29 protein-coding genes and 1 pseudogene are annotated in these 21,196 nt (G+C 64.3%); 18 read left to right on the top strand and 12 right to left on the bottom strand.

Annotated features, from left to right (window positions below; translation table 11 throughout):
* The first annotated feature begins 46 nt into the window (after positions 1 to 46).
* The 10 genes and pseudogenes from EJ067_RS03115 to EJ067_RS03070 all read left to right on the top strand — a co-directional run bounded on the left by EJ067_RS03115 (position 47) and on the right by EJ067_RS03070 (position 9,805).
* Entirely contained in the window at positions 47 to 1,255 is a 1,209-nt protein-coding gene (locus EJ067_RS03115; protein WP_126084625.1) for an ABC transporter substrate-binding protein, read from the top strand.
* On the top strand, positions 1,252 to 2,052 hold the full coding sequence (locus tag EJ067_RS03110) for an ABC transporter ATP-binding protein (protein WP_126084624.1): 801 nt from the start codon (positions 1,252 to 1,254) through the stop codon (positions 2,050 to 2,052). Before EJ067_RS03115 ends, EJ067_RS03110 begins: the two co-directional genes overlap by 4 nt.
* The gene (locus EJ067_RS03105; protein WP_126084623.1) at positions 2,045 to 2,749 is read left to right on the top strand and encodes an ABC transporter ATP-binding protein; all 705 of its coding nucleotides are present in this window, start codon (positions 2,045 to 2,047) and stop codon (positions 2,747 to 2,749) included. Before EJ067_RS03110 ends, EJ067_RS03105 begins: the two co-directional genes overlap by 8 nt.
* 7 nt (positions 2,750 to 2,756) lie before the next feature.
* Positions 2,757 to 3,644, top strand: coding sequence for a branched-chain amino acid ABC transporter permease (locus EJ067_RS03100; RefSeq protein WP_126084622.1), 888 nt, complete (start codon positions 2,757 to 2,759; stop codon positions 3,642 to 3,644).
* Position 3,645: 1 nt separating this feature from the next.
* Entirely contained in the window at positions 3,646 to 4,605 is a 960-nt protein-coding gene (locus EJ067_RS03095; protein ID WP_126084621.1) for a branched-chain amino acid ABC transporter permease, read from the top strand.
* Between the two features lie 370 nt (positions 4,606 to 4,975).
* Positions 4,976 to 6,172 (top strand): diaminopropionate ammonia-lyase, encoded by a 1,197-nt coding sequence (locus EJ067_RS03090; RefSeq protein ID WP_126084620.1) that lies wholly within the window; start codon positions 4,976 to 4,978, stop codon positions 6,170 to 6,172.
* A gap of 13 nt (positions 6,173 to 6,185) precedes the next feature.
* Positions 6,186 to 6,329 (top strand): annotated as a pseudogene (locus tag EJ067_RS03085) (amidohydrolase); the annotation flags it as partial.
* A gap of 228 nt (positions 6,330 to 6,557) precedes the next feature.
* Entirely contained in the window at positions 6,558 to 8,678 is a 2,121-nt protein-coding gene (locus tag EJ067_RS03080) for an EAL domain-containing protein (protein ID WP_126084619.1), read from the top strand.
* A gap of 87 nt (positions 8,679 to 8,765) precedes the next feature.
* Positions 8,766 to 9,134, top strand: coding sequence for a hypothetical protein (locus tag EJ067_RS03075; protein ID WP_126084618.1), 369 nt, complete (start codon positions 8,766 to 8,768; stop codon positions 9,132 to 9,134).
* A gap of 176 nt (positions 9,135 to 9,310) precedes the next feature.
* Entirely contained in the window at positions 9,311 to 9,805 is a 495-nt protein-coding gene (locus tag EJ067_RS03070) for a hypothetical protein (protein WP_126084617.1), read from the top strand.
* Between the two features lie 136 nt (positions 9,806 to 9,941).
* On the opposite strand, the gene EJ067_RS03065 is transcribed toward EJ067_RS03070, so the two are convergent.
* From EJ067_RS03065 to EJ067_RS03050, 4 genes are read right to left on the bottom strand one after another with little or no spacing between them, the layout of a single operon-like run.
* Positions 9,942 to 10,259 carry a plasmid stabilization protein gene (locus tag EJ067_RS03065; protein WP_126084616.1) on the bottom strand — a complete coding sequence of 106 codons (318 nt, stop codon included), beginning with the start codon at positions 10,257 to 10,259 and terminating at the stop codon, positions 9,942 to 9,944.
* A 56-nt stretch (positions 10,260 to 10,315) separates the two neighbouring features.
* Complete coding sequence (locus EJ067_RS03060) at positions 10,316 to 10,513, bottom strand: hypothetical protein (protein WP_126084615.1); 198 nt, start codon at positions 10,511 to 10,513, stop codon at positions 10,316 to 10,318.
* Positions 10,514 to 10,525: 12 nt separating this feature from the next.
* Positions 10,526 to 10,744, bottom strand: coding sequence for a hypothetical protein (locus EJ067_RS03055; RefSeq protein WP_126084614.1), 219 nt, complete (start codon positions 10,742 to 10,744; stop codon positions 10,526 to 10,528).
* A 27-nt stretch (positions 10,745 to 10,771) separates the two neighbouring features.
* Positions 10,772 to 11,263 carry a hypothetical protein gene (locus tag EJ067_RS03050; RefSeq protein ID WP_126084613.1) on the bottom strand — a complete coding sequence of 164 codons (492 nt, stop codon included), beginning with the start codon at positions 11,261 to 11,263 and terminating at the stop codon, positions 10,772 to 10,774.
* A gap of 397 nt (positions 11,264 to 11,660) precedes the next feature.
* On the opposite strand from EJ067_RS03050, the gene EJ067_RS03045 reads away from it, so the two are divergent.
* Entirely contained in the window at positions 11,661 to 11,882 is a 222-nt protein-coding gene (locus tag EJ067_RS03045) for a hypothetical protein (RefSeq protein ID WP_126084612.1), read from the top strand.
* A gap of 55 nt (positions 11,883 to 11,937) precedes the next feature.
* On the opposite strand, the gene EJ067_RS34375 is transcribed toward EJ067_RS03045, so the two are convergent.
* The 3 genes from EJ067_RS34375 to EJ067_RS03035 form a co-directional block, all read right to left on the bottom strand.
* Positions 11,938 to 12,114: a hypothetical protein gene (locus tag EJ067_RS34375; protein ID WP_189510344.1), complete on the bottom strand. Its 177-nt coding sequence runs from the start codon at positions 12,112 to 12,114 to the stop codon at positions 11,938 to 11,940.
* A 166-nt stretch (positions 12,115 to 12,280) separates the two neighbouring features.
* Complete coding sequence (locus EJ067_RS03040; RefSeq protein ID WP_126084611.1) at positions 12,281 to 13,177, bottom strand: alpha/beta hydrolase; 897 nt, start codon at positions 13,175 to 13,177, stop codon at positions 12,281 to 12,283.
* Positions 13,178 to 13,269: 92 nt separating this feature from the next.
* Positions 13,270 to 13,503, bottom strand: a complete 234-nt coding sequence (locus EJ067_RS03035) for a hypothetical protein (protein ID WP_126084610.1) — start codon at positions 13,501 to 13,503, stop codon at positions 13,270 to 13,272.
* Positions 13,504 to 13,688: 185 nt separating this feature from the next.
* On the opposite strand from EJ067_RS03035, the gene EJ067_RS03030 reads away from it, so the two are divergent.
* Positions 13,689 to 14,408, top strand: coding sequence for a Crp/Fnr family transcriptional regulator (locus tag EJ067_RS03030; RefSeq protein ID WP_126084609.1), 720 nt, complete (start codon positions 13,689 to 13,691; stop codon positions 14,406 to 14,408).
* 4 nt (positions 14,409 to 14,412) lie between these two features.
* Here the strand turns inward: EJ067_RS03030 and EJ067_RS03025 are convergent, their stop codons facing one another.
* Positions 14,413 to 14,715, bottom strand: coding sequence for a DUF982 domain-containing protein (locus EJ067_RS03025; RefSeq protein ID WP_126084608.1), 303 nt, complete (start codon positions 14,713 to 14,715; stop codon positions 14,413 to 14,415).
* A 47-nt stretch (positions 14,716 to 14,762) separates the two neighbouring features.
* Between EJ067_RS03025 and EJ067_RS34370 the strand changes: the two genes are divergently transcribed.
* From EJ067_RS34370 to EJ067_RS03010, 4 genes are all read left to right on the top strand, one after another.
* Positions 14,763 to 14,906, top strand: coding sequence for a hypothetical protein (locus EJ067_RS34370; protein WP_189510342.1), 144 nt, complete (start codon positions 14,763 to 14,765; stop codon positions 14,904 to 14,906).
* 358 nt (positions 14,907 to 15,264) lie between these two features.
* Complete coding sequence (locus EJ067_RS03020; protein WP_189510340.1) at positions 15,265 to 16,248, top strand: SDR family oxidoreductase; 984 nt, start codon at positions 15,265 to 15,267, stop codon at positions 16,246 to 16,248.
* 17 nt (positions 16,249 to 16,265) lie between these two features.
* Complete coding sequence (locus tag EJ067_RS03015) at positions 16,266 to 16,586, top strand: hypothetical protein (RefSeq protein WP_126084607.1); 321 nt, start codon at positions 16,266 to 16,268, stop codon at positions 16,584 to 16,586.
* A gap of 406 nt (positions 16,587 to 16,992) precedes the next feature.
* Positions 16,993 to 17,997 carry a YihY/virulence factor BrkB family protein gene (locus tag EJ067_RS03010; protein WP_126084606.1) on the top strand — a complete coding sequence of 335 codons (1,005 nt, stop codon included), beginning with the start codon at positions 16,993 to 16,995 and terminating at the stop codon, positions 17,995 to 17,997.
* Here the strand turns inward: EJ067_RS03010 and EJ067_RS03005 are convergent.
* The 3 genes from EJ067_RS03005 to EJ067_RS02995 all read right to left on the bottom strand — a co-directional run bounded on the left by EJ067_RS03005 (position 17,939) and on the right by EJ067_RS02995 (position 19,352).
* Entirely contained in the window at positions 17,939 to 18,385 is a 447-nt protein-coding gene (locus EJ067_RS03005; RefSeq protein ID WP_126084605.1) for a hypothetical protein, read from the bottom strand. The genes EJ067_RS03010 and EJ067_RS03005 overlap by 59 nt on opposite strands.
* Positions 18,378 to 18,752: a low affinity iron permease family protein gene (locus EJ067_RS03000; protein WP_126084604.1), complete on the bottom strand. Its 375-nt coding sequence runs from the start codon at positions 18,750 to 18,752 to the stop codon at positions 18,378 to 18,380. Before EJ067_RS03000 ends, EJ067_RS03005 begins: the two co-directional genes overlap by 8 nt.
* An 87-nt stretch (positions 18,753 to 18,839) precedes the next feature.
* Complete coding sequence (locus EJ067_RS02995) at positions 18,840 to 19,352, bottom strand: ferritin-like domain-containing protein (protein ID WP_126084603.1); 513 nt, start codon at positions 19,350 to 19,352, stop codon at positions 18,840 to 18,842.
* 229 nt (positions 19,353 to 19,581) lie between these two features.
* On the opposite strand from EJ067_RS02995, the gene EJ067_RS02990 reads away from it, so the two are divergent.
* Entirely contained in the window at positions 19,582 to 19,782 is a 201-nt protein-coding gene (locus tag EJ067_RS02990; protein WP_126084602.1) for a hypothetical protein, read from the top strand.
* A 408-nt stretch (positions 19,783 to 20,190) separates the two neighbouring features.
* Here the strand turns inward: EJ067_RS02990 and EJ067_RS02980 are convergent, their stop codons facing one another.
* Entirely contained in the window at positions 20,191 to 20,394 is a 204-nt protein-coding gene (locus EJ067_RS02980; protein ID WP_126084600.1) for a CsbD family protein, read from the bottom strand.
* Between the two features lie 242 nt (positions 20,395 to 20,636).
* Between EJ067_RS02980 and EJ067_RS02975 the strand changes: the two genes are divergently transcribed.
* The gene (locus tag EJ067_RS02975; RefSeq protein WP_126089475.1) at positions 20,637 to 21,050 is read left to right on the top strand and encodes an HD domain-containing protein; all 414 of its coding nucleotides are present in this window, start codon (positions 20,637 to 20,639) and stop codon (positions 21,048 to 21,050) included.
* Positions 21,051 to 21,196: the final 146 nt, after the last annotated feature.

Raw genomic sequence — 21,196 nt, 5'->3', positions numbered from 1 at the left:
AGGCTCGCCGCGTTTGACGTGGTTGGCCACAAGGGAGGAACCACCAGTGAAAGCATCCTATCTCGTCTCGGCCGCGCTCATTGCGGCATCCGCAATGCCGGCGGCGGCTGGCGAAATTTCCGACGGCAAGGTCAAGATCGGCATCCTCAACGACCAGTCGGGCGTCTATGCCGATTTCGGCGGCAAATGGTCGGTCGAGGCCGCCAAGATGGCGGTCGAGGATTTCGGCGGCAAGGTGCAGGGCGCGCCGATCGAGATCGTCAGCGCCGACCACCAGAACAAGCCGGACATCGCCTCCAACATCGCGCGCCAGTGGTACGATACTGAGCAGGTCGACGCGATCATGGAGCTCACGACATCTTCCGTAGCGCTCGCCGTCCAGGGGCTTTCCAAGGAAAAGAAGAAGATCGACATTGTCACCGGCGCCGCCTCCACCGACCTCACCGGCAAGCAGTGCTCGCCCTATGGCTTCCACTGGGCCTATGACACGCACTCCCAGGCGGTCGGCACCGGCGGCGCCTTGGTGCAGCAGGGCGGCGACAGCTGGTATTTCATCACCGTCGACTACGCCTTCGGCTATTCCCTGAAGGACCAGACCGCCAAGCTGGTCGAATCGAGCGGCGGCAAGGTACTGGGCGAGGTGCGCTATCCGCTGGGCTCCACCGACTATTCCTCCTTCCTGCTGCAGGCGCAGTCCTCCGGCGCCAAGATCATCGGCCTTGCCAATGCCGGCCTCGACACCTCCAACTCAATCAAGCAGGCGGCCGAATTCGGCATCGTCGCCGGCGGCCAGCGGCTGGCAGCTCTTCTGTTCACGCTTGCCGAGGTGCATGGCCTCGGGCTGCAGGCGGCGCAGGGCGTGGTGCTGACCGAAGGCTATTACTGGGACCGCGACGACGTGAGCCGCGATTTCGCGCAAAAATTCTTCAAGCGCACCAACCGGATGCCGAACATGATCCAGGCCGGCACCTACTCGGCGGTGACGCAATATCTGAAGGCCATCGACAAGGCCGGCACCGACGAGACCGAGGCGGTGGCCAAGCAACTGCATGAGATGCCGGTCAACGACGTCTTCACCGTGAACGGCAAGGTGCAGGCCGACGGCTCGATGGTGCACGACATGTATCTCTACCAGGTCAAGAAGCCGGAAGAGTCGAAGAAGGATTGGGATTATTACAATTACCTGGCGACGATTCCGGGCGACAAGGCTTTCCTGAAGGCTGAGGACAGCGGCTGTCCGCTCGTCAGCAAGTGACGCTCGAGACCGCGACCGCCGTCCGACGGGACGGCACCGGACAGACGCCGCGGGTGGTGCTTTCCGCCCGCGGCCTCAGGCGCGATTTCGCCGGCTTCGTCGCGGTGAAGGATGTCGACCTCGACGTCCACCATGCGAAAATCCATGCCCTCATCGGCCCGAACGGCGCCGGCAAGACCACCATCTTCAACCTGCTGACGAAATTCCTGCAGCCGACCAGCGGCACGATCGAACTGCTCGGCACCGACATCACCCGCATGCCGCCGGCGAGAGTGGCGCGCATGGGCCTAGTCCGCTCCTTTCAGATCTCGGCCATCTTTCCGCACCTCAGCGTCCTCGACAATGTGCGCGTCGCGCTGCAGCGCCCTGGCGGGCTGGGCTACCAGTTCTGGCGCTCGCTCTCGGCCCTCGACGAGCTGACGCCGAGGGCGCGCGAGCTGCTCGCCATCGTCGGCCTCGACGATGTAGCGCATCGTCTCGCCGGCGATCTCTCCTATGGCCGGAAGCGCGTGCTGGAGATCGCCACCACGCTGGCGCTCGACCCCAAAGTGCTTCTGCTCGACGAGCCGATGGCCGGCATGGGGCATGAGGATGTCGGGATGATCTCCGGCATCATCCGCTCGCTGGCGAAGGACCGCGCCGTGCTGATGGTCGAGCACAACCTCACTGTCGTTGCCGATCTGTGCGACTGGATCACCGTCATGCAGCGCGGCCAGGTGCTCGCCGCCGGCGACTACGCCACCGTCAGCCAGGACGAGCGCGTGCGCGTCGCCTACATGGGGACCGAGCATGAGTGAGCCGCTGCTTACCGTGCGAGACCTCCATGCCTGGTACGGCGAGGGCCACGCGCTTCATGGTGTCAATCTCGAGGTCTTGCGCGGCGAGACCGTCACGCTGCTCGGCCGCAATGGCGTCGGCAAGACGACGACGCTGCGCGCCATCATGGGCCTGATCCGCAAGCGCACGGGCAGCGTCACCTTCAACGGCAAGGACCTGATCCGCCTGCCGCTGCATCGCGTCGCCCACCAAGGCATCGGCTTCGTGCCGGAGGAGCGCGGCATCTTCGCTACGTTGACGGTTGATGAGAACCTCATCCTGCCGCCGGTGGTGGCCAAGGGCGGCATAAGCGTGGAAGAGATCTTCGAGCTCTTCCCGAACCTCAAAGAGCGCCGCAACAGCCAGGGCACGAAACTTTCCGGCGGCGAGCAGCAGATGCTGGCGATCGCACGGATACTCAGAACCGGCGTCGAGATGCTGCTGCTCGACGAGCCGACCGAAGGGCTGGCGCCGGTCATCGTGCAGCGCATCGGCGAATTGCTGGCGACGCTGAAGAAGCGCGGCATGACCATCCTTCTGGTCGAGCAGAATTTCCGCTTCGCCGCCCGTATCGCCGACCGTTTCTACCTGATGGACCACGGCAAGGTGGTGGAAGGTTTTCCGGTCGGGCAACTTTCCGCGCACACCGAAAAACTGCACGAGGTGCTGGGGGTATGATGGCCAAATGACCATGATCTTCGGCATTCCCATCCAGGCGCTTCTCGGCCAGCTCCTGGTCGGGCTGATCAACGGCTCCTTCTACGCCATGCTCAGCCTCGGCCTGGCCGTCATCTTCGGGCTCTTGCGCATCATCAACTTCGCCCATGGCGCGCTCTATATGCTCGGCGCCTTCATCGGCTATCTGCTGCTGACCCATCTCGGCATCGGCTACTGGCCGGCGCTTGTCATCGTGCCTTTGGCCGTCGGCCTGTTCGGCATCGTGGTAGAGCGTCTGGCGCTGTCGCGGCTCTACCGTCTCGACCCGCTCTACGGCCTGCTCTTCACCTTCGGTCTCGCGCTCGTTATCGAAGGCGTGTTCCGCTTCTACTACGGCGTCTCCGGCAATCCCTATGCCGTGCCGGCGCTGCTTGCCGGCGGCACCAATCTCGGCTTCATGTTCCTGCCCAACTATCGCGGCTGGGTGGTGGTGGCCTCGCTCATCGTCTGCATCGGCACCTGGCTCTTGATCGAGAAGACCAGGCTCGGCTCCTCTCTGCGCGCCGCCACCGAGAACCCGGAACTGGTGCAGGCCTTCGGCGTCAACGTGCCGTTGCTGCTCACGCTGACTTATGGACTTGGCGCAGCACTTGCAGGACTGGCCGGCATCCTCGCCGCGCCCGTCTATCAGGTCAGCCCGCTGATGGGCTCGGACCTCATTATCGTCGTCTTTGCGGTGGTCGTGGTCGGCGGCATGGGCTCGATCCTCGGCGCCATCGTCACCGGCTACATGCTCGGCCTCGCCGAAGGCTTGACCAAGGTTTTTTACCCCGAGGCCTCGAACCTCGTCGTCTTCGTCATCATGGCGATCGTGCTGCTGCTCAGGCCCGCCGGCCTGTTCGGAAGGGACGCCTGAGATGAGCGAGGCAACCCTTCATGAAGAGCGCCTCGCCGCCTCGGTGAGGCTGGAACGGGGACTTGTCGCGCTGGGTATAGCGGCGCTCGTCGCGGCGCCCTTCCTCATCTATCCGATCTTCGTGATGAAGATGCTGTGCTTCGCGCTCTTCGCCTGCGCCTTCAACCTGCTCCTCGGCTACACCGGTCTGCTCTCCTTCGGCCATGCCGCCTTCTTCGGTGGCGCCGCCTATTTCTGCGCCTATGCGGTGAAGGCCTGGGGCTGGCCGCCCGAGGCCGGCATCCTGCTCGGCACCGTGGGCGCTGCGGCAATGGGACTTGTCGTGGGCTTCCTCGCCATTCGTCGGCAGGGCATTTATTTCTCGATGATCACGCTGGCGATGGCGCAGATGTTCTACTTCTTCTGCGTCCAGGCGCCCTTCACCGAAGGCGAGGACGGCATCCAGGGCGTTGCGCGTGGCACGCTTCTTGGAATCATCGATTTGAACGTGCCGATGAACATGTACTTCTTTGTCCTCGCCGTCTTCCTGATCGGCGTCTTCGCCATCTGGCGCATCGTCAACTCGCCCTTCGGCATGATCCTGCGCTCAATCCGGGAGAACGAGAACCGCGCGACTTCGCTCGGCTATTCGGTCGGCCGCTACAAGCTCGCCGCCTTCGTCATGTCGGCCGCACTTGCCGGCCTTGCCGGCGCGCTGAAAGCGATCGTCTTCCAGTTCGCGACGCTCACCGATGTCACCTGGCAGATGTCTGGCGAAGTGATCCTGATGACGCTGCTCGGCGGCATCGGCACCATGGTCGGCCCGGTGGTCGGCGCAGGCCTAGTCGTCGGGCTCGAAAACACGCTTGCGACCTCCGGCTTTCCGGTGACCATCGCCACCGGCTTGATCTTCATGGTCTGCGTGCTGATCTTCCGGCGTGGCATCGTCGGGGAAGTGTATGCGAGGTGGCTGGGGCGGTAGGGATGAGCGAAGACGGGCGGCGCTTCACCTCAATGCCCAATCGCGCGTGCTCATAGTCAATTCCGAAGGCGCGACAGACCGCGGCCGCTATGCCGAGCTGGTCGGGATGACGCTGCAGGAGGTTGGCTGACGAGGCAACTGGCTTGAGTAATGTTGCCTGCCGCCAGCGAACTGATTGCTGTTCGGCGTGACTGATAGTGGGGAGGAATGCAGACGACCCACGGCCAATTACCACCAGAAATAGTCATGTTGGAAGGCATTCAGGTCCTCCAGCGCCGCATTCGGCGACATCAGATCGATACAAACTTCAATCACTCAAGCGGCGGATTCGCACCGCCAACAGAGTTCAGTGCCTCGAAGAAAGAATAGCATGCTGCTGCTCAACCAGCGCCGCGAACACAACCAGCCGCTGGTGGCGGCCGACGCCGAGTCCCTCGGCATGGCAGGCGCCGACCGGGCCGAGCATTATCTCAAGGCGCGCGGCAACCATACCGAAACACCTTTGTGCGCCTTGCCGGCACTGGCCGATGACCTCGGCATCGCAGCACTGCATGTCAAGGATGAGGGCCAGCGTCTTGGCCTTGGCAGCATCAAGGCGCTGGGCGGCGCCTATGCCGTCATCCGGCTGGTGCTGGAGGAGGCCGGCAAGCGCTTTGGTCGCGCAGTCGATGTCGGCGAAATCAACAGTTCCGAGCTGCGCGCCATCGCCGCCCAGATGACATTCTGCTGCGCCACCGATGGCAACCATGGCCGCTCGGTGGCGCAGGGGGCCGGCCTCGTCGGCGCACGCTCGGTCATCTATGTCCATGCCGGGGTCAGCGCCGGGCGCGTGGCGGCCATCGCCCGCTTCGGCGCCGAGATCGTGCAGGTAGAGGGCGGCTATGATCATGCGGTGCGCGAAGTCGCCCGGGTTGGTGCCGAGCGCGGCTGGAAGATCGTCTCCAACACGTCCTGGCTGGGCTACGAGCGCATCCCCGGGCTTGTCATGCAGGGGTATACGGTGAGCGTGCGCGAGGCGCTGCGGCGCATGGCCGAACCGCCCACGCACGTCTTCCTGCAGGCCGGCGTTGGCGGCTTTGCGGCGGCGATTGCTGGCCATATGGCGATTCTGCTCGGCGAGCGGCGGCCGAAGACCGTGGTGGTCGAGCCGAGGCGCTCGGCTTGCGTCTACGCCTCGGCGGCGGCCGGACGTCCGGTGACGATCGAACATCGGCAGTCGACGGTGATGGCAATGCTGGAATGCGCTGAGCCGTCCCTGATCGCCTGGCGCGTGCTGGCGCGCGTCGGCGATGCCTTCATGACGGTGGAGGAGGAAGACGCGGTCGCGGTGATGAATCAGCTGGCGCGACCCTTGGGTAACGATCCGGCGATCGTCTCCGGAGAAAGCGGCGGGGCAGGGCTTGCCGGTCTCGTCCGTGCCGCGAGTGACAAGGGCATGCGCGCGGCGCTCGGTCTCGATGCCAATTCCCGCGTGCTGATCATCAACTCCGAAGGGGCGACCGATCCCGGCCGCTATGCCGAGCTGGTGGGGATGGCGCCGCAAGACGTGCTGTTGCAGTCTGCCTGAAGGGAAGACGACGATGGACCAGCAGGCGCTTCACCGCGAGATGACGGTGTGGCTGCGCGATCTCCACGCCCATCCCGAATTCGGCTTCGAGGAAAAGCGCCCCGCCGGCTTCGTCGCGGAGACGCTGCGCGCCTTCGGGTTGGAGGTCGCCGAGGGCGCCTCATCGCCTACCTGCGGACATTGAGTGACACGCCGTTGCCGCTTCCCGACAATTGATTGCTCCTTTAGGCGTGATTGCTCCTGCTGGCGGCCGATGGTGCGAGGCACCCCCCTGTGGCCTGCCGGCCACTGCCCCCGCGAGGGGAGATTGGCAGCCCCGACCCGGTAACCCTTTCTTGTCTGGTTTCATGCTCTATGCCCGGACGGGGGAAGGCAAAACCAGGGCATGGCGGACGACAAGACACGTAAGGGAAGGTTTTGGGCGCTGGCGCTCGATCGCGCCCAGCTCGGCCTTTGGGACTGGAACCTCGCGACCGGCGGTTGCTACTATTCGCCGACCTGGTGGAGGATGCTGGGCTATGCCGAGGGCGAGCTCGCCGACACCTCCGATCTCTGGCTGACCCTCACCCACCCAGACGACCGCGAGCGGGCGCTGGCGAGCGGCGACCGCCATATCGCCGGCCACACCGGATCGATCGAGACGGAACTGCGCCTGAAGCACAAGGACGGCCACTGGGTCTGGGTGCTCGACCGCGGCGGCATCGTCGAGCGCGACGCCGAGGGCAAGCCGCTGCGCCTCATGGGCGTGCAGACCGACATCACCAGGCAGAAGGAGGCCGAGGCCGCGCTCGAGCAGATCAACGTGCGTTTCCGCCTCGCGCTCGCCGCCAGCGGCACCGGCATCTGGCATTACGATATCGGCACCAACAAGAGTTATTGGGACGCGCGCACCAGGGAGATATTCGGGTTGGTCAGCGACACCGACGAGGTGACGGCCGGCCTCTGGCACACCTATCTTCACCCGGACGACAAGGAGGCCACCGAGCGCGCGCACCTGCCGCCGCCGGGCTCGGAGAGAGTTACCGCCACGCAATACCGCATCATCAGGCGCGACGGCGAGATCCGTCATGTCGAGTCGCTGGTGCGCTTCATCGCCGGCGTCGGCTCGGCCGGCCAGATCCTCGGCACGGTGCGCGACATCACCGACGAGAAGAAGCGTGCCGAGGAGCTCGCCCATGCCGCGCGCCACGATGCGCTCACCGGGCTGTTGAACCGTGCGGCCTTCGACCGGCTGCTGGCCGAAAGCATCGCCGCCGTCAACCGGCTGCCGCTCGCCGTCTTCTATGTCGACCTCGACTACTTCAAGGCGCTCAACGACTATGCCGGCCATGCCGCGGGCGATATCGCGCTGAAGAGCGTGGCCGCCGGCATCGTCGCCAGCCTGCCGCCCTCGGCGCATGCCGCGCGCCTCGGCGGCGACGAGTTCGCGCTGTTGGTGCCGAACTGCGGCGACGCCTGCGCCGAGCGGCTTGCGCACGCCGTGCTCGCCGCCGTGCGCGACGCCGATCTTGGCTCCGCTGTCACCTCCCGCAGGCTGGCCGCCAGCATCGGCATCGCCTTTGTGCGCGATTCCAGGACGACGGTGGCCGACGCGCTGGCCTGCGCCGACGATGCCTGCTACGCCGCCAAGGCCGGCGGGCGCGACCGCTTCGCCGTGTTCTCGGCCGAGACGGCCGCCAGCGCCAGCGGCCTCAACGCCGCGCGGCTCGCCGCCGATCTGGTCGATGCGATGGACGACGGCAGGCTGACGCTGTTCGGCCAGGAGATCCATCGCCTCGGCAGGCCCTGGGAAGAGAGCCGCCATGTCGAGGTGCTGGCACGGCTCCAGGGGAGCAACGGCAAGCCGATCCCGCCGGGGGAGTTCATGCCGGTAGCCGAACGTTTCGGGCTCGCCGCCCGGCTCGACCGCTGGATCATCCGCACGGCGCTGACGCGGCACGGCAGGGCGATCCGTTCCGGCGCCATCTCGCTCGGCTTCAACCTGTCGGCGCAGACGCTCTCCGATCCGCAGCTTTGGGATTTCGTCGACGCCGCGATTGCCGAGAGCGGCGCGCCGCCCTCAGGCATCGGCTTCGAGATCACCGAGACCGCCGCCGTCACCAATTTCGACGCGGCGGAAGAATTCGTGCGCAGGGCTAGGCAGCGCCGCTGCCGCGTCAGCCTCGATGATTTCGGCGCCGGCATGAGCTCCTTCGAATATCTGAGGCGCTTCCCCATCGACGCCATCAAGATCGACGGCTCCTTCATCGAGCACATCGCCGACAGCCGCTTCGACCGCGAGATCGTCTCGGCGATTGCCGGCATCGCCCGCAGCGTGGGGGCCGCCGTGGTGGCCGAGAAGATCGAGGAAAGCAGGGCGCTGGAGGTCCTCACGGGCATGGGAATCGGTCATGGCCAGGGCTATCTCCTGCACAGGCCGGAGCCGCTCGAGGCGGTCGTGGCGCGGGCGGTCGTTGGCGCGGCGCCGCTTGAAAGACGGCAAGCCCGCATGGGCGGCATAAAATGAGCAGCCGCTAAAATTGCAATCGTCCGCTTAAGGGCGCCGTAATCCGGCAAGGCAATGATCCGCACCGACGATAAGATCGGAGCGATCATGAAGACCTTTCCATTGCTGGCGGCAACCGCGATCGGCCTGCTCGGCATTCTTGCAGCGCAGCCATCCTTCGCAGGCTCGGACCATGGCGGCCAGGTGACCGTGACCGAGGATGACGACCAGGGCGCCGCCGCCGGCAATGACAGCGACCGCGACGTCGCCGAGAATGAGCACACCGGCCATGAAGGCGAGGGCGCCGATTCCGGCTCGCATCAGGGCGACGACGAGGACGGTGATCACCAGAGCGCCGATCACGATAGCGACGGCGGTGACAGCGGCGGCGACGATGGCGGCGACGGCGGCAGCCATGATGGCGGGGACGGCGGGAGCGGTGGGGACAGCGGCAGCCATGACGGCGGCGACGACTGAACGGCCGCGCCACAGCCGCCCACCGGTCACGCGCGCAGGTTGAGCAGCCTAGGAGATTCTTCAGATATAAGCGGCTATCACCTTGCCGAACCGATTTCATTCTGCTCGAGACATGATGTCTTGGCTCGACTGTCCGGCGCCGGTTCCATGACGGACCGGTACCGTTGGGGCCGAGAATGTCTCCGCTATTCGCGCTGAACAACGCCGCCTTGCTGATCCTGCAGCCGCAGCGCCCGCCGGCGACGGCCAGATCGGCCACAGACAGCCTCGCTGGATCCGGCTCGTCGCTCGTCCAGGCGCCGGCTGGCATTTCTCAATCCATGTTCAGCGTGAACAGGCTCAACGTCACGGCGACGAAAGTCCGGCTGATGGAGCGTGCGGGTAAGGAGTTCGGCCTCGACCAGGCCGACTACGAGTCCGTGTTTTCCTACGGTTCGGCCGTCAAGAATGCGGTCGAGGCATTGAAGCGGCAATCGCCCTCGGCGATTGCCGAGATCGAAAGGCAGCTCGGCCTGGACCAGCTTGGCATTTCGCTCGAGAAACTGGTCAATGCGATCGTCGATCCGACTGGCGGCGACCGCGACCGGCTGGACGCCGCGCTGGAGAAGCAGATCGCCGGGAATGAGGCCGCTTGGATCCAGCCTGACGAGATCGGGCTCTACGGCGGCTGAGGCTGATCCCCCCGCTTGAAGGAAGGATGTCACCGAGGGCGTCTCACGTCGAGCGCGACACCCGTCGCTTTGCGAGGCGACCTCTGGCCCGCCATCTCCGCCTTAACGGGGGAGACTAAACCGAGACTAAACCCGTTCAGTGATGCGTGTGGCTCTCATTGCGCTTGCGGGTCGCCGCCGCCTTCTTGGCCGAAGCCGAACGCGCCGCGGCCGGTCGGTCGCCGGAAGCCTTGCCGCCGATCCGCCCGCCCTTATGCGCAGCCGGATTGCCGGTGTGCTTGCCGCGGCCGGAGCCGCCTTCCTTCTTGCCGCCGGCATCGTCCTTGTTGACGGTCGCCCAGGCGCGCCGCTCGGCTTCCTTCTCGGACACGCCGCGCTTCTCGTAGCCTTCGGCGATGTGGTCGGCCTTGCGCTCCTGCTTGTCGGTGTATTTCGATTTGTCTCCGCGTGGCATTTTTCTTCTCCTGTTGCGCTGAGTGAAGTTCAAGGTGTGAAGACCTGGGATTGGTCTTAGGAGCCTTTCTTCTTGGCGACGTCGCCCAGGTCGGACCGTTCCGGATCCTTGTTATTCTCGCCGGCGGCGTCGCGATCCTCGTCTGGATCGTCCTTGGCCGGCAGGTAGCCGGGTGGCCGGCTCTCTTTTGGGCCTTCCCAGCGCGGCCACTGATCGGAAGTTCCCGGTGGCCCTTTCTTCGGTGAATTGCTCATTTTTGCCTCGCTTCAGCCCTCGGCCTTCATGGTGCGAGCGATCCTCATGAGCTTGTCGCGATCATGACCGTGCTCGCGGATCAATTCGCGCGCCTGCTTCGGCGAAAGATCGCTGTTTTCCGCCAGGAACCGAACATCCGGATCCTCGCCGCCCTTGGTCGGCAACCGGCCGGGGGACGGCGAATGACCGGCACCAGGTCGGTTCGGGATATTGTCGTTTGCCTGGTTCATCGCAGGCCTCCTTTGTTGTCGCCGCGCCTAGCCGGCCTTCTCCGGCCCGCGGCGTGCCTCCTTCTTGCGGCGCAGCACCTCGTCGGTTCCGACGATGTCCTTCGAGCCACCGGTGATGGAGGTCGAAACGACCGCCGGCGGGTCGCTCGCCGGAAAACTGTCCTCCAGACCGGACTGCAACTGCTCTTCCAGCGTCTCCGGATTCTCGGAGCGCCCGGCCGTGCGGCGCTCCTCGATCTCTTCCAGGTCGTGCTTGGCGTCGGGATGCTCACGCACGTTGCGCAGCGTCGACACCACGAGCTCGACCGCGAACTCCCTCATCGCCTCGCCGTCGGGCGCGGCGAGGACGGTTTCCTCGATAAGGCGCACGAGCGAAGTCTCGATCTTGTCCAACTCCTTCATGCCCTGGCTGCGTGCCAGCCTCTGGGTCAGCGAATGGATCAACAGCGGAGCGAAGGTCGAATAGGCATGCGTGCGTGCCTCGTCGACGCGATCGGGGTGAAGGGCGTGCACGGACATCCGGTTCCTCCGTTCAAACATCCGCCTGGACGGCGGCGAGCCGCGGCGTGTTTCTGAGGAACCGAAAGGAGGCGAAGAAGTTCCAACCACGGCGGGCGCCGTACCCGGAGGCAGCGCGTCGCGACCATCGCGCCTGCCAGCGCTCCATGAGGGGCCACGGTCCGAACCGTTCCTGCGACTGAAGTCCGAGCGTCCCGCGCATTGGGCCGTCGGCGGCAACCAAAGCGGAAGCTTCGAGTTGGTGAGCGGTCGCCGATGGACCCCCTCCGTCGGCGGCATTTGGGTGTCCGCCATTCCGCGCAACGGCGGGCACCCAAGGCCATCGAACCGAAACTAAACCATCGGAATGAGGAAGCCGCGTTGCCGGTTTCGAAAGTGAGACGACGATTTGACCTCTATGTCTGCCAAGCCCAAAGCGCGAGATGCTGAAAGCCACGCCGCAAACGACAATCATCTCTCCGCCCTCGCTGAAATCTCGATCCTCCAATTCATCAACGATGACGACGTCGCCGACATTGCCAGGCGCACCGAGCGCCTAGGCAATGCGGTGGTGATCGCGATGGCGCTCTGCCTGATCGTGGCGCCGGCGATCTATCTCACGGTGGTCTACGGAATATAGCAGCCGGGCGCCCGCTAACCGGGTTGTCACCAACCTAGTAACGGAAGGCGGCAGCTTACCGGGCTTTCAGGAAGCCGGCCCGTCGCAGCAGTGAAGGCCAATCGGTGCCGACCAGCTTGATCAGCTTCCGCGCTTCCGCGTTGGAAATCCCGGTCGCTTGTGTCAATTGGGAGACGAGCACCGCGATTTCGACCTTCTTCTTCGGGCTTGCTTCGCCGCTATGCCTAATCATAACGGTCCTCCTTGGACCTCGAACGGCAAGGGAGGAAGAATGTTTCATCACAATGGACCCTGAGCAAAAAATCTGGCGCCAGGAGCAAATCTGGCACCGGCTTGCGCCTGCCGGTTGATCCTCTGGCTGCGACCGGCAAGTGCCGGCAGGACCGACTTGCGGTCCGCTACTTCTCCGGCGAGAGAAAATCACACAGCGCTGCCACGGTTTCGTCCGGAAATTCCTCCGGAAAGAAATGCCCGCCGGGCATCGCCCCGCCGCTGACATTGTCAGCCCACTTCCGCCACAGTGCCAGCGGTCCGCCTTCTTGAACGTACCACTCGGCGAGCGCGCCAAGGCCGCTCCATAGCGCCAGCACCGGGCAGCCGATGCGCCGGCCGGCTGCCCGGTCCGCATGGTCGTGCTCGCGGTCGAGCGTCGCCGCCGCACGGTATTCCTCGCAGATGGCGTGCGCATGAGCCGGATCGCGCAAGGCATCGGCATAGGCCTGCCGGACCTCGGCGGGAAAGGCGGCGGGCGAGGAGCCCCAGCCGGCCAGCGCATTGTCGACGATCGCATCCGCGGCCATCCCCATGACCGCTTCCGGCAGCGGCGCGGTTTGCGCCAGCAGCGACCATGGCCAATAGCCCAGCGCCAGCCGGGCGTCGGCCAAGGCCCACGCATCGGCGGTGGGTATGATGTCGAGCACGGCTAGCTTGTCGACGCGGTCGGAGTGGTCGAGCGCCAGCCGATAGGCGACGCGGCCGCCGCGATCGTGCCCGGCGACCATGAACCGGGAAAAGCCGAGCTTCGTCATCAGCGCCGCAAGGTCGGCAGCCATGGCGCGCTTGGCGTATGGCGCATGATCCGCATCGGACGGCGGGCAGGAGCTTTTCCCGTAGCCGCGCAGGTCGGCGCAGACGACGCGGAAGCGGTCGGCGAGCTTCGGCGCCACGTCGCGCCACATCAGATGCGTTTCGGGGAAGCCATGCAGCAGAAGCAGCGCGGGGCCGCCGCCGGCGATCCGGATGAATATCCGTGCCCCGCCGGTGTCGACCTCGGCACTTTCGAAATCGTCGAACATGCTTTGTCTCCGGCAGGCGGAACGCGATGAGGGTGGGGATGGTTGCCGCGACCGCCGGCCGAAGCGTCCTTTCGGCTCGCGCCTCGCGATGTTCAGCTCCACGCGGAATCGAGCGTCATGGATGCCTCGAATATCTGGTCCCTCTTCTGGTTCCGGACTTTGACGGTGATCTTGAGACGATCTCCGCCCAGCGCCTCGTCGCGCACAACATCGTGCAGTATCCGAAGCGCTTCCATGCGCGCACTCTCGCGGTCGGGAAAAAGCTGCCCTTCGGCGTCCCTCTGGGTGCTTTCGGTGTTGTAGAGGTCGAAGTAGAAGCGTTCCATCGGCACCGCCTTTGCCGTCTATCTTGACGATCAATCCATCGCATCGATCATGGTTCCAGGCGACTGATCCCGAGAACAGTTCGGGCCGTCGTGATCTCCTGCTACGGCCGATTTCACGACTGCTCCCCTGCAACCAGTCCCAGTCCTCCAACGTTAGGTTTCGCTAACAGAGGATGGAAATCCGAATGCTGGATTCCCTTTATCTCAACCTTGGCCAGCACGACGCCCTGTCGGACGAGGAAAAGGCACTGCTGGCCGGCGCAATGTCGGTCGAGAAGTATTTCCTCACCGGCGAGGACATTGTCCCGGAAGGATCGAGGCCGAGCGTCAGCACGTTGATCGTCGATGGGCTCGCGGCGCGCTACAAGGTGCTCGAGGATGGCGGCAGGCAGTTCACATCTCTGCAGGTGGCCGGCGATTTCGTCGACCTGCATGCCTTTCTCCTGAAGACCATGGACCATGGCATCATCGCGCTTTCGCCCTGCCATGTGGTCGCGGCCGATCACAGCAAGCTGCGCGCGATCACCGAGCAGGCGCCGCATCTCACCAGGCTCTTGTGGCTGGATACGCTTGTCGACGGCGCCATCCACCGCGAATGGATCGTGGCCATGGGGCGCCGTTCCAAGACCTCGCATCTGGCGCATCTCATCTGCGAGTTGTTGGTCAGGCTTCAGGTCGTGAACAAGACCCGCGACATGAGTTTCCATCTGCCGCTGTCGCAGGCTGTGCTCGCCGACGTGCTCGGCCTCTCGGTCGTGCATATGAACCGGGTCATCGGCGCGTTGCGGCGCATGAATGTGATCAACTGGGTGAGCCAAACGGTCACGATCGTCGACTGGCCGCGTCTCGTCGAGATCGCGGAATTCGACCCGACCTATCTCAGCATGACCAACGAGCCGAGGTGAGGTTCTACTCCGGTGGGGCCTTGCCATCGCGCGACCACAGCGCGTCGAGCATGGTGAGCGCCGCACTCCGGTCGCTCACCCTCAGGAGACCTTGCTCGGCTGCGGCCTTCTTGAAGGCCGCGAAAGCCACCGCCGGACGGCAGATACCGGCCATGGCGTCGTCAACCAGCCGCGCCGCCGCGAGATAGTCCGGGGCCTGCTTGTCCTTCCATGTACCGTTCAACGCCTTCTTTGCGTCGGCGACCGAGCAAACCACCATCGAGCCGCCATTGTGGAAGCGGATGGCGAGCGGCAGGAACCGGCTCATTTCTTGGTCACCATCCAAGCCATTCATGCGCGCGCCAGGCGAGGCCGATGAAAGGCACCGCGGTCAGTGCCGCCGACAGGATGAAAATGGGATTGCTCATGCGAATGGATTTCATGTTTGCCTCCACCACGATTGGGATCGCCATAAACGAAGATGCGGCCGGCCGGTTGCATCCGATCGGCCAGGGCTGACGCAAGGGCGAGTTACATATTGCTCGCGGGCCGGATGGGAGGCGCCGGACGGTGGGGCGGGCGCGGGCGCACTCTCAGCGGCACGTCGGCGAGCGAGGCCCGGATCGGCTTAAGAGAGGCGATCGGCGCGGCGGCACGCTGGTGCACAAATGCAGCCGAAAGCCTGCCGATCAGATTTCGAACGTCCATGGAACTCTCCTCCTACAGAGTCCCCCAAAACATCGATCGATTAGCAGCTATGACGAGCGCCCGCATTTAACTTTGATATAGCGCGCGCCGTGGCCATGCGGCCGAGCTCGCCCCGGCGAAAGCCAACCTTTTCCCCCGGCATGCGTTGTCTATCGAAAAGGAGATGGCGATGTCGACCGATATCCGATCCAAATCCGATAGCGCGAAGACGGCGAGCCGGCAGCGCAGCGTGCAGCGCAAGGTCGATGCGATCGACCGTGCCAAGCCAAAGGCAAAGCAGGAGGGCGCCATGCAGGCCGGCGCGCGCAAATATCCGGTGCCGCCTTTTCCGAAGCAGCATCACCCGAAGCCCGGCGAGGAATGGGCGATCGACCCGGCGCCGCTGTATGACGCGCCGTTCTGGCAGGGCTCGGGCAAGCTGGCCGGCAAGGTGGCGCTTATCACCGGCGGCGATTCCGGCATCGGCCGCGCCGTGGCCGTGCTCTTCGCGCGCGAAGGCGCCGACGTCGCCATCGTTTACCTCAGCGAGGATCGCGACGCCATGACGACCAAAGCCGCGGTCGAGGCCGACGGCAGGCGCTGCATCACGCTTCGCGGCGACGTCACCAAGCGCGCCTTCTGCCGCAAGGCGGTCGAGCAGACAGTGAAGGCTCTTGGCAGGCTCGACGTGCTCGTCAACAACGCCGCTTTCCAGGTGCATTCGGCCGACTTCGCCGATCTCACCGAGCGGCATTTCGACACTACGCTGAAGACCAACCTCTACGGTTATTTCCACATGGCTCAAGAAGCCGTGCCGCACATGAAGCCGGGTTCGGCGATCGTCAACACCGGCTCCGTCACCGGCATCGAGGGCTCGAAGGATCTGATCGATTATTCGATGACCAAGGGTGGCATTCACGCCTTCACGCGGGCGCTCTCCGGCAACCTAATCGGCAGGGGCATCCGCGTCAACGCTGTGGCGCCGGGCCCGGTGTGGACGCCGCTCAACCCGTCGGAGAAGGAGGCCGGGGACGTCGCGCGGTTCGGCGCCAAAACGCCGATGAGGCGGCCCGCCCAGCCGGAGGAGATCGCGCCGGCCTATGTGTTCCTGGCCTCGCCGCAGTGCTCGAGCTACATTACCGGCGAGATCCTGCCGATCATCGGGGGTTACTAACCCATGAGGAGGATCCCATGCAGAAAATTCTTCTCACCATGGCCGTCGTTATGATGTCCGCGCTGCCGGCAGCCGCCCAGACTGCCGATCAGCCGATGGACCAGCAGCTCATCCCCGACCTGCAACAACCAGGGGACTGCCAGGCCAAGCCCGACACCAAGGATCAGCAACAGAAGCAGCAGGCAGACACGACCGAATTGTCGGAAACGCTGGACAACTGCAACGGTGTGCTGATGCCGCCGCCCACCGGCGACAAGAACGCCACCGTTCCGCCGGCCGACAACAGCCAGATGCCGATAATCAAGCCAGGCGAGTTGCCGCAGCAGCAGCCAAAATAAGGGCGCCGGATCAGCCTGGCTCGAAACTTTTTCGGGGGCAGGCGAGTTACCGTCTGGTAGTCCCGGGCACCGGAACTGCTCCCACGATTTTCCGCCCCGGTTTGTTCCATCCGGGGCGGTTTCTTGCCGCCAGGGCACGGGCCCGACATGCGATCCCATATAGCCCCAAGTCCGCGGCAGCGAGCCCGGAACCATCGTGCACTTTCCGAATTGACCTCAGCGGGCCGCGTCAGCCGGACCCGGTGGTAAAGAGAACAGGGTTTGGTTTTTCCGGCTTCACACCCTGGCCAACGAAAAGGCAGTCGAGCTCTTGTCCCACCCGGCCCGCCCAATTTGGGCGGCCGCGCATGGCAAAACGTCGATTATCCGAACCTGCATCTCCCATTCGAAATAGATGGTGAGGGATATGCCGCGTGTGTTCGAGGAAGCCCGGGTCCTGCTGACGCAGAGCGTCACCGGCTATCTCGACGACAATGCGCTGAGCCATGGGGCGGCGATGGCCTTCTACGCTGCGACCTCGCTGGCGCCGGTGCTCCTGATCGTCGTGGCGATCGCGGGCATCGTCATCGGCAACGACGCCGCGCAGCTCGCGCTTTCGGCCGAGTTCGCTGGCGTGATGGGCCCGCAGAGCGCGGACCTCCTCAAGGCAACGATCGAGACCGCCTCGCATCGCGGCTCCAGCACGCTGGCCACCGTCATCGGGCTGATCGCGCTGCTTGTCACGGCCTCCGGGGTCTTCGGCGAGATGCAGCAGTCGCTGAACCAGATCTGGAAGGTCAAGCCCAATGGCGTCTCGCTGTCGCGCCTGGTGCGGGCGAGGGCGGCGAGCCTAGGTCTGGTGGCCGCTCTTGGTTTCATGCTTCTGGTGTCGCTCGCCGCAAGCACGGCGATCTCGGCGCTGGGCGAATATATCAACCAGCGCCTGCCGTTCGGCGAGCTGATTGTGAGCGCGATCAACACTGCCGTCTCTTTCGTGCTGATCGCGCTGCTCTTCGCGGCGATCTACAAGGTCCTGCCGGACCGCAGGCTCAAATGGCGCGACGTCGGCGTCGGCTCGGTCGTCACGGCGCTGCTGTTCACCGTCGGCAAGTCGCTGATCGGCTGGTACATCGGCACCAGCGCCATCGCCACCTCCTACGGCGCCGCCGGCGCGCTGATGGTCGTGCTGGTCTGGGTCTACTACTCGGCCCAGATCTTCCTCTTCGGCGCCGAGATCACCCGTGCCTATTCGGTGCGGAGCGGCAGCCGGCAGGATCTCGCGCCCGTGCTGGCGGTCAGCACTGAAACGGGAAGGCCGGGCAGGTCCCGGAACCCGGGCGAGTCGGACGGCGAGGTCGTCACGTGGATCGTCATCAGCGGCCTGATCGCGGTGCTGGTCTCGGCGTTCCGGCGGCGGAGGCAAGGTTGTTGACGCTGCTGCCCGGCGATCCGCGGTCTGGCGTTGCTCGGGCCTGTCGCTCCTCCTGGCGCTTTTCGACTTCATAGGAAAGCCAGCGGCAGAACATGCCGACGATCGATGTGGTGGCGCCGCCGAGCAGGCAGGCAGTCAGCACCGGGCTTTGGGATGCGCTTCCCCAACTGACGACCGCCAGTAGCATCACGCTCACCGTCGAGATCAAATAGCCTATGCCCTTGAGCAGATGCAGCGACGATCTGGCCATGCTGGATGTCCGCCTCCCCAGTGGAACAATCGGCCGCGACTGAAGTTCCATTTCCGCAGTGTCTCCCCAAGGCAGCTGCCGGCCGGCGGAAACCTTGCCGCGTTCTTCTCCAAGCCGCCGATAGGCGGCGTCATCCAACCTGGGCCTTGGCCATCCGCGATCTCTTGGCTTCGGCGCAGCGGGCCCGGAACTCCTCGACCTCGGCCTCCGTCAAATGCTCGATACCGATGAAGTCGTTCTTGGCCCGGCCCGAGCGGATCAGTTCGTCGAGCTTGGCCTGGATGGCTGCGCCGTCGCGGTTCTGCGTGTTCTGGATCAGGAACACCATCAGGAAGGTGACGATCGTGGTGCCGGTGTTGATGACGAGCTGCCAGGTTTCGGAATAGTGAAAGACCGGGCCGGTGACACCCCAGATCAGAACCGACGCCACGCAAAGGGCAAAGGCCCACGGCCTGCCGGTGGCGCGGGCGACTGCCTCCGCCATTCGATTGAATGCTTTTTCCATATGCCGGCCCGAGCGGGGTTACGAGCCTCGGCGAGGTATCGCCAGGGCTCGAGGAAGAGCAGAATTGAGGGAAGATCCTGTCTTCCGCTACGCCGCTTCGGCGGCGACGTTGACTGCGGTTTCGGCAAGTTCGGTGAGCGCGGCGTCGGTCTCCTTCTCCTCGCCGAGTGTCTTGTCGAGAAGGTTGACTGCCTGGGTAAGCCCGAGTTCGGAGGCCCAGGTTCTCAGCGTCCCATAGCGCGAGATTTCATAGTGCTCGACTGCTTGCGCCGCCGCCAGCAGACCGGCGTCGAGCGAGGGCGATCCCTTGTATTCCTCCATGATCTCGGCGCCTTCCTCGGTAATGCCCATGATGGCGGCGCAGGTCTTGCCGGCCGGCTTCTTGTCGATCACCTCGAAGACCTCCTCGAGGCGCGCGACATGCTCCTCGGTTTGGCCGCGATGCTTTTCGAAGGCAGCCTTCAGGTCATTGCTTTGCGCCGCCTTGGCCATCTTGGGAAGCGTCGCCAGAATTTTCTTCTCGGCGAAATAGATGTCCTTCAGCGTGTCGTGGAAAAGTTCATTCAGGCCTTTCTTCGTGGCCGCTTTGGTCGTTGCCATTGCCTTGCATCTCCTGATGGGTTGGTCAGCCTCAACTCCATTCGAACCGACTTGTTCCGGAGAGAATTTCGGCCATGACATGGCCCAAACCGATCATTTGTTATTGACGAATATTTGGGCGCCCGGCGCTGGCTGAAGTCCGGCGCGCCGTCCTGGCGCATGCCATTGAAACCTTGTTGAGCCGGACGCGTTGCCACGTATCAATCGATCGCGGGAGGAAACCGTCACAATGCTGAAGACAGGGCCAGGTTGGGAGCAGGCCTATGAACCGCTCGAATTCGCCCAAAAGCACGGCCTGACCCTGAAACAGGCCGAAATAGTCATCCACACCAATGGGCCGTCCAAACGCAAATGCGATCTGGCGGCTCCGATCTTTCTCAAGGCATTGAAGGACCTCGCGAAGAACCGCGGTAATGCGTCGCCCGGCTAGCGGCCGGACTGCCGGCTTTTGAGGAACCGGGCCTCCGGCTGAAGCCAGGACGAAATTGGATCGGCGCGATTGCCGCTCAGTGCTTCCGCTTTGCGCTATCTGGCGACTTGAGCGCGGGCGTAATCTGCGCCTCGCGCATGATCCGCAGCGCTTCTTCGGGGGTAAGGCCGCATTTGCGGGCAAAATAGACGGCCTCGCTAGCCTCCGACCGGGAGGCTGTCGCTATGGCGGACAAGGCCGGTCTCGATTTCTTCCTGGCCATCGGTTCACCGTGCCACAAATCATTAGTCAACTAATCGTGCCATAGATCATTAGTCAACTAATATAGTGTCATTGCTCTGAAATCAAAATTCCCTGCTTGAAGCCGCAGGCCGGCTTGAGGGGCCTGCGGCATCATTTATCTGGCCGCTACCAGCCCTGGCGCCTCGCCCAGTCGTCTATGTCGCGGCGGACGCGATCCTTCTCGATGCCGTAGCGTTCCTGGATCTTGCCTTCGAGCTGGTCGCGTTTTCCCGCGATGCGGTCGAGGTCATCGTCGGTGAGCTTGCCCCACTGTTCCTTCACCTTGCCCTTGACCTGTTTCCAGTTTCCTTCGACGCGGTTCCAATCCATGGCGGGACCTCCTTTTTTGCATGATGGGTAACGGCGGCGCCGGCCGCGAGTTCCTGTTTTGGCCGATCCCTGGAATCGCGACATGGAGAGGGAACCTTTAGACGCTGCTGATGTTCTCGTTCATGGCGCGCGGTTCCGCACCCCCCGTGAAGGGCGCGCCGATGGACTGGGTATTCCAGAGCCCGATCCAGCCCGCCTCGGATGTCCCCGCCGGGGCGGGCTTCCAAATTGAGAGAGAGATCATGCTTTACCGCGCGGCGAAGATCGCCGAGGAGGCCCATCGCGGCCAGAAGGACAAGACCGGCCGCCCCTATATCGAACATGTCAGGCGTGTTGCCGACGCCGTCGAAACGCTGGACGAGAAAACCGTCGCCTATCTGCACGACGTGGTCGAGAAGGGCGAAGGGTGGACGCTCGGTCGGCTCGGTGCGGCGGGCTTCGGCTTGTCCGTCGTCGCGGCCGTCGACGCTCTGACCAGACGGATGGACGAAAGCGAGCAGGACTTCATCTGCCGCGCGGGGTCCAACGAGCTCGCGCTGGCCGTCAAGGAGGCGGACCTCAAGGATAATCTTTGGCAGGCCCACCAGGCGGGCGTTTCGCCGGCGAAGTATGAGGTCGGGCTCTATCTGCTCGGCGGATTGACAGCCGACGCATAGGTGCCTCGATCCGGGAAATCCGGTGTGCGGCCAACGCCTCGATCCATGTGAAGAGCTTGGGATGTATCGGGAAAATTCTTGGCACCCCGAAAGTGTTGTCCGAGGCTCCCTTGCCGCTGTCGAAATTCAGCGCTATGTATGGCACA

Source organism: Mesorhizobium sp. M1D.F.Ca.ET.043.01.1.1 (assembly GCF_003952385.1).
Lineage (GTDB): Bacteria > Pseudomonadota > Alphaproteobacteria > Rhizobiales > Rhizobiaceae > Mesorhizobium.
This window is presented reverse-complemented; position numbering and strand designations above follow the sequence as displayed.